At 69.1% G+C, this 13,075-nt stretch carries 12 protein-coding genes; 9 read left to right on the top strand and 3 right to left on the bottom strand.

Features of this window, described 5'->3' with window-relative positions; all coding sequences use genetic code 11:
- Both ABNT58_RS17530 and ABNT58_RS17525 read left to right on the top strand, forming a co-directional pair.
- Positions 1 to 698, top strand: a 698-nt coding sequence (locus tag ABNT58_RS17530; protein ID WP_348754730.1) for a sterol desaturase family protein, incomplete at its 5' end; no start/stop codon positions are given.
- 76 nt (positions 699 to 774) lie between these two features.
- Positions 775 to 2,325, top strand: coding sequence for a methyl-accepting chemotaxis protein (locus ABNT58_RS17525; RefSeq protein ID WP_348754729.1), 1,551 nt, complete (start codon positions 775 to 777; stop codon positions 2,323 to 2,325).
- A gap of 102 nt (positions 2,326 to 2,427) precedes the next feature.
- On the opposite strand, the gene kefC is transcribed toward ABNT58_RS17525, so the two are convergent.
- A complete protein-coding gene (gene kefC / locus ABNT58_RS17520) occupies positions 2,428 to 4,299 on the bottom strand; it encodes a glutathione-regulated potassium-efflux system protein KefC (protein WP_348754728.1) in 1,872 nt (623 codons plus the stop codon).
- 13 nt (positions 4,300 to 4,312) lie between these two features.
- Positions 4,313 to 4,933 (bottom strand): NAD(P)H-dependent oxidoreductase, encoded by a 621-nt coding sequence (locus tag ABNT58_RS17515; RefSeq protein ID WP_348754727.1) that lies wholly within the window; start codon positions 4,931 to 4,933, stop codon positions 4,313 to 4,315.
- A gap of 59 nt (positions 4,934 to 4,992) precedes the next feature.
- Between ABNT58_RS17515 and ABNT58_RS17510 the strand changes: the two genes are divergently transcribed.
- Genes ABNT58_RS17510 through ABNT58_RS17495 form a run of 4 tightly spaced genes read left to right on the top strand, consistent with a single transcriptional unit; the run spans position 4,993 to position 7,828 of the window.
- Positions 4,993 to 5,613 (top strand): AAA family ATPase, encoded by a 621-nt coding sequence (locus ABNT58_RS17510; protein WP_348754726.1) that lies wholly within the window; start codon positions 4,993 to 4,995, stop codon positions 5,611 to 5,613.
- A complete protein-coding gene (locus ABNT58_RS17505; protein ID WP_348754725.1) occupies positions 5,610 to 6,062 on the top strand; it encodes a MaoC family dehydratase in 453 nt (150 codons plus the stop codon). The genes ABNT58_RS17510 and ABNT58_RS17505 overlap by 4 nt, the downstream gene beginning before the upstream one ends.
- Before the next feature lie 10 nt (positions 6,063 to 6,072).
- A complete protein-coding gene (locus ABNT58_RS17500; RefSeq protein WP_348754724.1) occupies positions 6,073 to 6,927 on the top strand; it encodes an alpha/beta hydrolase in 855 nt (284 codons plus the stop codon).
- Positions 6,928 to 6,940: 13 nt separating this feature from the next.
- The gene (locus tag ABNT58_RS17495; protein ID WP_348754723.1) at positions 6,941 to 7,828 is read left to right on the top strand and encodes a LysR substrate-binding domain-containing protein; all 888 of its coding nucleotides are present in this window, start codon (positions 6,941 to 6,943) and stop codon (positions 7,826 to 7,828) included.
- On the opposite strand, the gene ABNT58_RS17490 is transcribed toward ABNT58_RS17495, so the two are convergent.
- The gene (locus ABNT58_RS17490) at positions 7,815 to 9,365 is read right to left on the bottom strand and encodes a methyl-accepting chemotaxis protein (RefSeq protein WP_348754722.1); all 1,551 of its coding nucleotides are present in this window, start codon (positions 9,363 to 9,365) and stop codon (positions 7,815 to 7,817) included. The two genes, ABNT58_RS17495 and ABNT58_RS17490, sit on opposite strands and share 14 nt — an antisense overlap.
- A 273-nt stretch (positions 9,366 to 9,638) precedes the next feature.
- Between ABNT58_RS17490 and ABNT58_RS17485 the strand changes: the two genes are divergently transcribed.
- From ABNT58_RS17485 to ABNT58_RS17475, 3 genes are all read left to right on the top strand, one after another.
- Entirely contained in the window at positions 9,639 to 11,300 is a 1,662-nt protein-coding gene (locus ABNT58_RS17485) for an L-lactate permease (protein WP_348754721.1), read from the top strand.
- Positions 11,301 to 11,322: 22 nt separating this feature from the next.
- Entirely contained in the window at positions 11,323 to 12,492 is a 1,170-nt protein-coding gene (locus ABNT58_RS17480) for an alpha-hydroxy acid oxidase (protein ID WP_348754720.1), read from the top strand.
- 17 nt (positions 12,493 to 12,509) lie between these two features.
- Positions 12,510 to 13,075: FAD-binding protein (locus tag ABNT58_RS17475; RefSeq protein ID WP_348754719.1), on the top strand; the 566-nt coding region annotated here is incomplete at its 3' end.

Raw genomic sequence — 13,075 nt, 5'->3', positions numbered from 1 at the left:
CCTGGCGCCGACCCGGCAGGGTGACCGACCTGTGCTGGTATTTCTTCAACGGCTTGCTGCTCAAGTGGCTGCTGTTGGTGCCCGCCATGGCGCTGGCGGTGCTGGCGCATGCGGCGGTGCCATCGGCCTTGCACGCCTGGGTGGCCTCGTGGCCCTTGGGCCTGCGCCTGGCCGCCGTGGTGGTGCTGGGCGACATGGCCGCCTACTGGGGCCACCGCTGGGCCCATGCGGTGCCGGCGCTGTGGCGCTTTCATGCGCTGCACCACAGCGCCGAGCAGATGGACTGGCTGGTGAACACCCGCGCCCATCCGGTGGACCTGGTGTTCGTGCGCCTGTGCGGTCTGGTGCCGCTGTATGCGCTGGGCCTGGTGCAGGCGCACGGCCATGCCCTGGACCCCGTGACCGCCGCCTACATGGTGCTGGGCACCGCGCTGGGCTTTTTTGTGCATGCCAACCTGCGCTGGCGTTTCGGCTGGCTGGAGCAGTGGGTCGCCACACCGGCCTTTCACCACTGGCACCACACGAACGACGATCCTGCGGTGCAGGACAAGAACTTTGCGGCCATCTTCCCCTGGATCGACCGGCTGTTCGGCACGCTGCACCTGCCCGCCACCTGGCCGCAGCGCTACGGCACCGCCACGCCGGCCGGCGATACCTGGGCGGCGCAAATGATGCAGCCCTTGCGTCCGCGGCCATAGAAATCATTTAAGCCGGCGGATGGAGGTTCGATAAAGCACTTGCAGCATTTTCGCTGTTCGTGTTCATCGAGTGCCCATGCGAACCAACCTGCCCGTGACCGGCCGAGAGCACCCGCTTGCGGCTGGCCAGACCCTGCTGTCCACCACCGACACCCGCAGCATCGTGACGTATGCCAATGCATCGTTCTGCGAAGCCAGCGGTTTCAGCCTGGACGAGCTGATGGGACAGCCGCACAACATGGTGCGCCACCCCGACATGCCGCCGGAAGCCTTTGCCGACATGTGGCGCACGCTCAAGGCCGGGCGGTCGTGGACGGCACTGGTCAAGAACCGCCGCAAGAACGGCGACCACTACTGGGTGCGCGCCAATGCCACGCCGGTGCGCCAGGGCGGCGAGGTCACCGGCTACATGTCGGTGCGCACCCATGCCCCCACGCACGAGGTGCAGCAGGCCGAGGCCTTGTACCGCCGCTTCCGTGAAGGCCGGGCCGGCGGACTGGCATTCCGCGAGGGCGTGCTGGTGCACACCGGCTGGCGCGCCTGGCGCAGCCTGTTGCACACCATGCCCGTGGGCTGGCGGTTGCAGCTGGGCACCGGCGTGCTGGGGCTGGGCAGCGCGGCCGCGCTGATGCTGGCCACGCCGCATGGCGCCACCGGCAGCCTGGCGGGTGGCCTGGCCGCCATCGGCGCCTTCACGGCGGTGGCGGGCAGCTGGCTGCATGCGCAGATCACGCGCCCGCTGCAGCAGTTGCAGGAGCAGGCCTTGCAGGTGGCCGCCGGCCAGGTGAATGACACGCGCTTTCAGCGCATCGACGAGATCGGCACCGTGGCACGGGCGGTCAACCAGGCAGGGCTGAACCTGCGTGCGCTGCTGGACGACGTGAAGGCGCAGGCGGTGGGCGTGCAGACGGCCAGCGAAGAGATCGCGCAGGGCAACGTCGACCTGAGCCAGCGCACCGAAGAAGCGTCGGCCAACCTGCAGGAAACCGCGGCCTCGATGGAGCAGATGACGGCCGCGGTGCAGCAGTCGTCCACCCAGGTGCGCGAGACGGCCGCGCTGTCGGCCACCGCCAGCGCGGCGGCCAGCGGCGGCGGCGAGCTGATGCGCGAGGTGGTGACCACCATGCGCGCCATCTCCGATTCCAGCAACCGCATCGCCGAGATCATCGGCGTGATCGACGGTATTGCCTTCCAGACCAACATCCTGGCGCTCAATGCCGCGGTGGAGGCGGCGCGGGCCGGCGAGCAGGGCCGCGGTTTTGCGGTGGTGGCCGGCGAGGTGCGCAGCCTGGCCCAGCGCAGCGCGCAGGCGGCCAAGGAGATCAAGACGCTGATCGCCAGCAGCACCGAGCAGGTGGACCGCGGCTCGAAGCTGGTGGACACGGCCGGCGGCGCGATGGCCGACATCGTGGAACAGGTGGCCCGCACCCGGCAGCTGATCGAGCAGATCAACGCCTCCAACCAGGAGCAGGCGCTGGGCATCGAGCAGGTCAACCGCGCCGTCGGCTCGCTCGACGAGATGACCCAGCGCAATGCCGCGCTGGTGGAGCAGTCGGCCGCCGCCTCGGGCGGGCTGCAGCAGCGCGCCAGCCGGCTGGTGGACGCGGTGGTGGCGTTTTCACGCTGATGTTGGCCCCCAAGCTCGCTGCGCTCGCGCCCCCCCGAGGGGGAGCACCCGCCCTTGGGACGGCCCGGCGGGCGGGTGGGCCTCCCGGCCAGGCAGGTGCGTTCAGGCCGGCGGCGGCTCGCGCCCGGCCTCCCCGTCGCGCTGGGTGTACCAGTCGCCCGCGCCGCGGCTCTGGGCGTCCTGCTCGCGCTCGCGGGCCCACAGCTCCATCAGCTGCTGCCGGCCCTGCTTGGTGATGGCGATGAGCTTGGCTTCGTCGCGGAAATGCGGCGCCATGCGCTCCAGCAGCGCCACGTTGTGGCGGCGGAACAGCATCGCCCGCTGGCGCGCCGCATGCGGCTGCCAGCCCAGCACTTCCAGCGCGCTGCGGCCGGTCATCAAGGCGGCGTCCAGCGTTTCACGTTCGATGTGCTGCACGCCGCGGTCGCGCAGGCCGTAGTAGTGCGTCACGTTGCGGGCACGGGCCACGATGGTCAGCTGCGGGAAATGCTGCTGCACCAGGTCCACCAGCTTCAGGCTCTGGTCCACGTCGTCCAGCGCGATGACCATGAGCCGGGCGTCCGCCGCGCCGGCAATGCGCAGCAGGTCCAGGCGCGTGGCGTCGCCGTAAAACGCCGGAATGCCGAAGCGGCGCACGGTGTCGATGGCATCGGCATCGTGGTCCAGCACGGTGGCATGGATGCCGTTGGCAAACAGCAGCCGGCCCACGATCTGCCCATAGCGGCCGAAGCCGGCGATGATGACCGGCGCATCCTGCTGCTCCTTCAGTTCGCTGGCCGGGTCGCTGGGCTTGCGCGGCGTCTGCCGGGCCAGCTTGGGCGTCAGCCAGCGGTCCGACAGCACCAGCAGCAGGGGCGACACCAGCATCGACAAGGCCACCACGGCCGCCAGCAGCGACGACTGCGCGGCGGTGATCACCTGGGCCTGCTGCGCCGTCTGGAAGACCACGAAGCCGAACTCGCCGCCTTGCGCCAGCAGGATGACGAAGACCGGCCGCTCGACCAGCGCGATGCCCATGCCGCGGGCCATCAGCACCAGCACGCCCACCTTCAGCAGCAGAAAGCCCAGCACCAGCGCCACTATCAGCCCCGGCGAAGCCAGCACCACGCGGAAGTCGATGCTCATGCCCACCGCGATGAAGAAGAGGCCCAGGAGCAGGCCCTTGAAGGGCTCGATGTCGGTTTCCAGCTCGCGCCGGTATTCGCTTTCGGCCAGCAGCACGCCGGCCAGGAAGGCCCCCAGCGCCATCGACAGGCCCACCGCCTGCATCAGCGCCGCGATCGCCACCACCAGCAGCAGCGCCGCGGCGGTGAAGATCTCTGGCGTGCGGCTGCCGGCAATCCAGCGCAGCGCCGGCCGCAGCAGCAGCCGGCCGCCCAGGATGATGGCCACGATGACGCCGATGACCTTGGCGCCTTCCCACCAGCCATGGCCCTGCGGCTGGCCGGCGCCGCCGAAGGCCAGCAGCGGGATCAGCGCCAGGATGGGAATGGCCGCGATGTCCTGCAGCAGCGCCACGCTCAGCACGCTGCGGCCGGCGCTGGTGGCCATCAGGTTGCGCTCGTTCAGCACACCCAGGCCGATGGCGGTGGACGACAAGGCCAGCCCCAGCCCGCCGACCACGCCCAGCCGCCAGTCCACGCCGGCGGCCACGGCCACGCCCAGCATCAGCGCGGCCGAGCCCAGCGTCTGCACGCTGCCCCAGCCGAAGATGGGCCGGCGCATGGCCCACAGCCGGCGCGGCTCCAGCTCCAGGCCCACCAGGAACAGCATCAGCACCACGCCGAATTCGGCGAAGTGCAGCATCTCCTGCGGATCGCTGATGAGCCCGACGCCGGAAGGCCCGATGACGATGCCCGCGGCCAGGTAGCCCACGATGGAGCCGAGGCCGACCGCGCGCGCCAGCGGCACCGCGATCACCGCGGCGGCCAGGTAGATCAGGCTCAGCCCGAGCCAGTTGCTGCCGTGTTCCATGCCCGGCCCCTGCTTATTCCGCCGCCGCCGCAGCGGGCGGCCGGTCGCTGCCCGAGACGGGCAGGATGAATTCTTCGGGCAGCGGCAGGTGCAGCGTCCAGTCGGGCCAGCGGCGCAGCTTGGTCAGGTAGGCCTGCGTGAAGGCCTGCAACTCTTCGGCGGTGGCCCGCTGGGCGCCATGCAGCACCTTGGGCGGCAGAAAGCGCATGCCGCACAGGTCGGCCGTTTGCGCATAAGGCGGCATGAAGTGATCGAAAGGGTGGCGGTTGTAGCCGGCCTCGCTGTACGCATGCACGCTGCCGCCGGTGGAGGTGACCAGCCACAGGTCCTTGCCGCGCAGGTGGTCGCCGCCCGGGCCGTAGGCCCAGCCGAAGGACAGCACCTCGTCCACCCACAGCTTCATCAGCGCCGGCATGCCGTACCAGTGCAGCGGGTGCTGCCACACCACCAGCCGCGCCCGCGCCAGCGCCGCCTGCTCGGCCGGCACGTCGATCAGGTAGTCGGGGTAGAGCGCGTAGAGGTCGCGCACTTCCAGCTCGGGCAGGCCGGCCTGTTGCAGGGACTGCAGCAGGCTGCGGTGCACGCGCGAGTGCTCCAGGTGCGGGTGGGCGAGCAGGACGAGGGTGGGGGCCAAGATGGGTCGGCAAGCGTGGAGTCTTCGCTACCATAACCTTTCGAGACAAGGAGCTTCGGATGCCGGTGGTCGTAGTCGCAAATCCCAAGGGTGGTGCCGGCAAGAGCACCGTGGCCACCAACACGGCCGGCTGGATGGCCCGCCAGGGCCATGCGGTGATGCTGGGCGACGTGGATCGCCAGCAGTCGTCCCGCCACTGGCTGAGCCTGCGCCCGCCGCAGCTGCCCGCCATCACCGGCTGGGAAGTGCAGCGCGACAACATCGTCAAGCCGCCCAAGGGCACCACCCATGTGGTGCTGGACACGCCGGCCGGCCTACGCGGCAAGCGGCTGGACGAGGTGATGAAGATCGCCGACCTGGTGCTGGTGCCGCTGCAGCCCAGCCTGTTCGACATCCACGCCACCTACGCCTTCATCCAGGAGTTGCAGCAGCACAAGCGCAGCGACCGGGTGCGCGTGGGCATCGTGGCCAACCGCGTGCGAGAGCACACGCTGGCGGCCGAGCAGCTGCGCCACTTTCTCGACGAACTGGGCGTGCCGGTGGTGGCCCAGCTGCGCGACACGCAGAACTATGTGCAGCTGGCGGCCCATGGCCTGACGCTGTGGGACGTGGCCCCGAGCCGCGTGGACCGCGACCTGCCGCAGTGGCAGCCGCTGACGCAATGGATCGCCCGGGCATGACCAAGACCTACCGTTTCGAGGAACTGCCCACGCTGGTGGGCCAGGTGCTGGGCACCAGCGACTGGATCACCGTGGACCAGCGGCGCATCGACCTGTTCGCCGAGTCCACCGAAGACCGCCAGTGGATCCACGTCGATCCGCAGCGCGCGGCCGAAGGCCCGTTCAAAACGCCCATCGCGCACGGCTTTCTCACGCTGTCGCTGCTGCCCGCGTTCGGCGCCACGGCCTTTGAAGTCACGGGCACGCGCATGGGCGTGAACTACGGCCTCAACCGGGTGCGCTTCACCTCGCCGGTGCCGGTGGGCAGCCGGCTGCGCGGCCACTTCAAACTGCTGGCCTGCGACGCGATCGAAGGCGGGGTGCAGCTGACCTGCGAAGTGACGGTGGAGTGCGAAGGCATGGCCAAGCCGGTGTGCATTGCCGAGTCCCTGGGTCGGCGTTACGCCTGATCCACCATCCATGCACATCACCATCGAACCCGGCGTCCGGCTGTTCGTGGACGTGGAAGGTCCGGGCCTGGTGCCCGACGGCGCCGGCTGGCGCGAGAAGCCCACCTTGATCGTGCTGCACGGCGGCCCGGGCTTCGACCACAGCAGCTTCAAGCCGCTGTTCTCGCAGCTGGCCGACGTGGCGCAGATCGTCTACTACGACCACCGCGGCCATGGCCGCAGCAGCCCGCGGCCGCTGGCCGAATGCACGCTGGACCTGCTGGCCGACGACATCGTGCGGCTGTGCGAAGTGCTGGGCATCGCGCGGCCCATCGTGCTGGGCCAGTCCTTTGGCGGCTTCGTGGCCCAGCGCTACATCGCGCGGCACCCGGCGCATCCGCTGCGGGTCGTGCTGTCCAGCACCTCGCCGCACCTGGGGCTGGCGCGCAAGCTGGCGATGTTCGAGCGGCTGGGCGGCGAGCCCGCGCGCGCGGCGGCGCAGGCCTTCTGGACCCGGCCCGCCGCCGACACCTGGGCGGTGTACGACCGCCTGTGCATGCCGCTGTACAACACCCGGCCGCCGGCCGATCCGCAGGCCAAGGCGCGCTCGCATTTCACGCCCGAGATCCTGTTCCACTGGGCCGCGGGCGAGCAGCAGGGCATGGACCTGCTGCCCGGCCTGGCCAATGCGCAGGGCCCGGTGCTGGTGCTGGCCGGCGAACAAGACCCGGTGTGCCCGCTGGCCGATGCACAGGACATCGCCGCGGCCTTGCCGTTGCGCTGGTCACGGTTCACCGGCCTTGCCGACGCCGGCCACGGCACCTGGCGCGACCAGCCCGAAGCGGCGATGGCCCGGCTGCGCGCCTTCATCGACGAGGGCGTCTGACGCAGCGCCACGCATGGCCACCGCCCGCATCCCGCCGATCAACTGCCTGCTGAGCTTTGAGGCGCTGGCCCGGCTGCGCAGCGTGAGCCAGGCCGCCGACGAATTGAGCGTGACGCCCAGCGCGGTCAGCCATCGCATCCGCCAGCTGGAATCGCAGCTGGGGCTCAAGCTGTTCGAGCGTGGCGACTTCAGCCTCACGGCCGATGGCAGCGCCTACCTGGGGCAGGTGCGCGCGGCCATCAAGCTGCTGGGCCAGCCGCCCGAGGCGGTGCCTTCACCGCGCATGACGCAGCTGCGGCTGGCGGTCACGCCCACCTTCTCGCGGCAGATCCTGCTGCCCAAGCTGGCGCTGTTTCGTCACGCGTACCCCGACGTCGAGCTGATCCTGCAGGTGTCGATCCCGCTGCTCAACATCACTGCCGAAAGCGCCGACCTGGAGCTGCGCTACGGCCACGGCGCCTACCCGGGCCTGGAAAGCAAGCGGGTGCTCAGCGACGAGGTGTTTCCGGTGTGCAGCCCCGAGTACCTGCACGAGTTCGGTCCCTTCGACGGCTTCGACACCGCCGAGCGGGTGGGTCGGGCGCGCCTCATCCGCAGCCCGCTGGAGCCCTGGCGCACCTGGTTCGACGCCTGCGGCATCCACCTGCCCGAGCCGCGGGAGGGCTCGCAGTTCAACGACGTGGGCCTGATGCTGGACGCGGCCGTGGCCGGCTTCGGCGTGGCCTTGTCGCGCAGCAAGCTGGGCATGGCCTGGGTGGACTCGGGCCGGCTGGTTCGGCTGTCGCCGCGCAGCGTGCCCTCGCCCTACCACCACTTCATCTGCTGGAAGCCCGGCACGCTGGAGCGCTGGGAATGCGCCGCCTTCGTGGACTGGCTCAACGAAGCGCTCACCTCATCTTGAACACGTCGATGGCCTCTTCCAGCCGCTGCGCCCGCATCTGCAGCGAAGCGGCCGACTGCGCGCTTTCCTGAACCAGCCCGGCGTTCTGCTGGGTGGCGTCGTCCAGGCTGGCGACGGCCGTGTTCACCAGCACGATGCCGTTGATCTGCTCGTTCGACGCCTCGCTGATGTGCGAGATGAGGTCGGTGACCTGCGACACCTTGTTGACGATGTCGGTCATCGCCTGGCCGGCGTCGTCCACCAGCGCGGTGCCGGCTTCCACCTTTTCCACGCTGGCCTGGATCAACTGCTTGATCTCCTTGGCGGCGTCGGCCGAGCGCTGGGCCAGGCCACGCACCTCGCTGGCCACCACCGCAAAGCCGCGGCCCTGTTCGCCGGCCCGCGCGGCTTCCACCGCGGCATTGAGCGCCAGGATGTTGGTCTGGAAGGCGATGCCGTCGATGGTGCCGATGATGTCGCTGATGCGGCGCGAGCTGGTGCTGATCTCGCTCATCGTGCCCACCACGCGGCCCACCACGTCGCCGCCGCGGCTGGCCGCCTGGCTGGCCTCGCTGGCCAGGCTGGTGGCCGAGCGGGCGGTGTCGGTGTTGTTGCGCACCGTGGTGGTCATCTGGCCCATGGATTCGGCGGTCTGGCGCAGCTGGCTGGCCGTCTGCTCGGTGCGGGCGCTGAGGTCGGTGTTGCCGTCGGCGATCTTGTCGCTCGACTGGCGCAGGCAGTCGATCTGCTGGCCCACGTCGTCGACCAGCGACTTGAGGTTCAGGCCCGACTGGTTGACCGCCCGCATCAGCATGCCGATCTCGTCGATGCGGTTGAAGTGCAGGTTGCGCCCGGTGGTGCCGGCCGCCACGGCCTGCGCCTGCCTGAGCACCTGGCGCAAGGGCCGCACCACCTGGTGGTGCAGCGTCCACAGCATGAAGCCGGTGACGACGCTCAGCAAGGCCCCCAGCTGCAGCACGCCGGTGGCGGGCAGGCCCAGCGCCCAGGCGCCCAGCAGCGCGGTGAGCGACAAGGCCACCGCCGGCAGCGCCAGCCGCCAGCGGATGGGCAGGGTCTGGCCGACGGAGCGCCAAGCCATCAGGCCGGTGTGCAGGATCAGGCCGCGGTGGAAGCGCCGGCTGCCGGCACGGCCTTCGCGAAACTCCTTGTAGGTGGACTCGGCCGCCTGCACCTCCTCGGGCGAGGGCTTGGTGCGCACCGACATGTAGCCCACCACCTGACCGCCGCGCACCACTGGCGTGGCATTGGCGCGCACCCAGTAGTGGTCGCCGTCGCGCCGGCGGTTCTTCACCAGCGCGGTCCACGACTGGCCTTCCTTCAAGGTGGCCCACATGTCGGCGAAGGCTTCGGTCGGCATGTCGGGGTGGCGCACCAGGTTGTGCGGCTGGCCCAGCAGGTCTTCGCGTTCAAAGCCGCTGACCTGGATGAAGGCTTCGTTCGCGTAGGTGATGTGGCTCTGCGTGTCGGTGCTCGACATCAGCGTCGCATCGTCGGGGTAATCGAACTCTCGTTGGGTGACCGGCAGGTTTTGTCTCATACGTACTCCGAGGGCGTGGTGCGTTCTCGGCGGCATAGTCTGAGACTTGAACGAAGAAATGACTTTTCGTGCGGTTTGTATAGGACAAGCCGGGTTTGTCTTGAGGTGGCCACCGCCTCTCGGGGTTTGTACTGAGCCGTGAAAAAGTCTCACGTGAGCGGCCAAGAACTTTCAGCCGGGGGTCCGGGCGCATTCCTACAGTGCGACACGCGGACCCCGCCCGGTGAGGGTGGGCAGCACTACACATCCCACAAACACGCGAGGAGAGACACCTTGGTCTGGCAACAGGTATACGACCCGTTCGGCAACATGCTCATCAGCACCCTGCTCGGGGCCATCCCGGTGGTGGTGATGCTGGTGGGCCTGGGCTTCCTGCACATGAAGGCCCACATCGCCGCGGGCGCCGGCCTGGTGGCCGCGCTGCTGATCGCCATCTTCGCGTACGGCATGCCGGCGGGCATGGCGGGCCGCGCGGCCATGCTGGGCGGTTTCACCGGCCTGCTGCCCATCGGCTGGATCGTGCTGAACATCATCTTCCTGCACCAGCTGACCGAAAAGCACGGCTCCTTCAAGGTGCTGCAGGACTCCATCGCCGGGATCACGCAGGACCGCCGGCTGCAGCTGCTGCTGATCGCCTTCGCCTTCGGCGCCTTCTTCGAAGGTGCGGCCGGCTTCGGCACGCCGGTGGCGGTGACGGCGGCCATCCTGATCGGCCTGGGCTTTTCGCCGCTGGCCGCTTCGGGGCTTTCGCTGATCGCCAACACCGCGCCGGTGGCCTTCGGCGCGCTGGGCACGCCGGTGATCACGCTGGCCAACGTGCATGGCTACGACCTGATGGAAGTCACCGCGATGATCGGCCGCCAGCTGCCGTTCTTCTCGCTGCTGGTGCCGTTCTGGCTGATCTGGGCGTTTGCCGGCCGCAAGGCGATGTGGGAAATCTGGCCCGCCATCCTGGTGACGGGCGGCTCCTTCGCCATCGCGCAGTTCCTGGTGTCCAACTACATCGGCCCTGAGCTGGTGGACATCATCGCGGCCATCGTCTCGATGGTGGCGCTGGTGAGCTTCCTGCGCGTGTGGCAGCCCAAGAAGATCTGGACCAGCACCTCGCTGAAGGGCCATGAAGCCGGCAGCGGCCCGGCGCTGCCGCCCGAAGCCGTGACCAAGCACCCGCGTGAAGCCGTGGTGCAGGCCTGGACGCCCTGGGTCATCCTCACCGTGTTCGTGTTCATCTGGGGCCTGCCCTCGGTCAAGAAGTTCCTCAACGGCCTGTTCGCGCCGGCCTTCCCGATCGAAGGGCTGCACAAGATGGTGCAGAAGATGCCGCCGGTGGTGCCCACGCCCACCGCGGAGTCGGCCGTGTACACGCTGAACCTGCTGTCGGCCACCGGCACCGGCATCCTGCTGGCGGCCATCGTCGGCGGCCTGGTGATGCGCTTCAACGTCGTGCAGCTGGTGGGCCAGTTCTTCCGCACCATCTGGCTGGTGCGCTTCTCGCTGCTCACCATCGTGCTGATGCTGGCGCTGGGCACGCTCACGCGCTTTTCGGGCACCGACACCACGCTGGGCCTGGCCTTCGCCAACACCGGCGTGTTCTACCCGTTCTTCGGTACGCTGATGGGCTGGATCGGCGTGGCGCTGACCGGCTCCGACACCGCGTCGAACGTGCTGTTCGGCGGCATGCAGAAGGTGGCGGCCGAGCAACTGGGCCTGTCGGCCAACCTGATGGGCGCGGCGAACAGCTCGGGCGGCGTGATGGGCAAGATGATCGACGCCCAGTCCATCGTGGTGGCCTCCACCGCCACCCGCTGGTTCAACCATGAAGGCGACATCCTGCGCTACGTGTTCTTCCACTCCATCGCGCTGGCCAGCCTGGTGGGCATCCTGGTCACGTTGCAGGCCTACGTCTATCCGTTCACGTTGATGGTGGTGCATTGAGCCACCGAGGAGGAGCTGCCACATGCCGGTGATCACCAACATCGAAGACCTGCGGGTGCTGGCCGAAAAGCGCGTGCCCCGCATGTTCTACGACTATGCCGATTCCGGCTCGTGGACCGAGGGCACCTATCGCGCCAACGAAAGCGACTTCCAGCGTTTGAAGCTGCGCCAGCGCGTGGCGGTGAACATGGAAAACCGCAGCACCGCCACCACCATGGTGGGCGTGCCGGTGCGCATGCCGGTGGCCATCGCCCCGGTGGGGCTCACCGGCATGCAGCATGCGGATGGCGAGATCCACGCCGCCCGCGCGGCGCTGAAGTTCGGCATTCCTTTCACGCTGTCCACCATGAGCATCTGCTCCATCGAGGACATCGCGGCGGCCACGCAGCAGCCCTTCTGGTTCCAGCTGTACATGATGCGCGACCGTGATGCCATGGCCCGCATGATCGAGCGCTGCAAGGTGGCCCGCTGCAGCGCGCTGGTGCTCACGCTCGACCTTCAGGTGATCGGTCAGCGCCACAAGGACCTGAAGAACGGCCTGACCGCACCGCCGCGGCCCACGCTGCGCAACATCCTCAACCTGATGACCAAACCCGCCTGGTGCCTGGGCATGGCGGGCACGCGGCGCCGCACCTTCGGCAACCTGGTGGGCCATGTGAAGGGTGTGAGCGACATGAACTCGCTGGCCTCCTGGACCAACGAGCAGTTCGACCCGCGCCTGTCGTGGGCCGACATCGAATGGGTCAAGCAGCAGTGGGGCGGCAAGCTCATCCTCAAGGGCATCATGGAGGTGGAAGACGCACGCCTGGCCGCCGACGTGGGTGCCGATGCCATCGTGGTCAGCAACCACGGCGGCCGCCAGCTCGACGGCGCGCCGTCGTCCATCACCGCGCTGCCGCCCATCGTGGAAGCGGTGGGCCACCGCACCGAGGTGTGGATGGACGGCGGCATCCGCAGCGGGCAGGACGTGCTCAAGGCCTGGGCGCTGGGCGCACGCGGCACCATGATCGGCCGCGCGATGGTCTACGGCCTGGGTGCGATGGGTGAAGCCGGCGTCACCCGCGCGCTGCAGATCATCCACAAGGAACTGGACGTGACCATGGCCTTCTGCGGCCACACCAACATCCAGAACGTGGACGCCGGCATCCTGCTGACGCCGGAGCGCACGGGCGATTCGCGTTACTTCGCCTAGCTGTTCAGGAGACCCGCATGACCGACCGAGCCAACCGTCAGGCCGAAGTGGTGCAGGCCTTGGGGCGCGTGCTGCCGCCCCATGCGCTGCTGTGGCGCGGCGAGGACACCGTGCCCTATGAGTGCGACGGCCTGACCGCCTACCGCGAGCAACCGCTGGTGGTGGTGCTGCCCGAGACCGAAGAGCAGGTGAGCGCCGTGCTGCGCACCTGCCACGCGCTGCAGGTGCCGGTGGTGGCGCGCGGCGCTGGCACGGGCCTGTCGGGCGGCGCGATGCCGCACAGGCTGGGTGTCACGCTGTCGCTGGCCAAGTTCAACAAGATCCTCAAGGTAGACCCGTATGCCCGCACCGCGCTCGTGCAGTGCGGCGTGCGCAACCTGGCCATCAGCGAGGCGGCGGCGCCCTACGGCCTGTACTACGCGCCCGACCCCAGCAGCCAGATCGCCTGCACCATCGGCGGCAACGTGGCCGAGAACTCCGGCGGCGTGCACTGCCTGAAGTACGGGCTGACGGTGCACAACGTGCTCAAGGTGCGTGGCTTCACCGTGGAAGGTGAACCGGTGACCTTCGGTGCCGATGCCCT

The organism is uncultured Aquincola sp. (assembly GCF_964001545.1).
In the GTDB taxonomy this organism is placed as follows: Bacteria; Pseudomonadota; Gammaproteobacteria; order Burkholderiales; family Burkholderiaceae_C; genus Aquincola.
The sequence above is the reverse complement of the archived record's forward strand: the minus strand, read 5'-3'. Positions and strand labels throughout refer to the sequence as shown.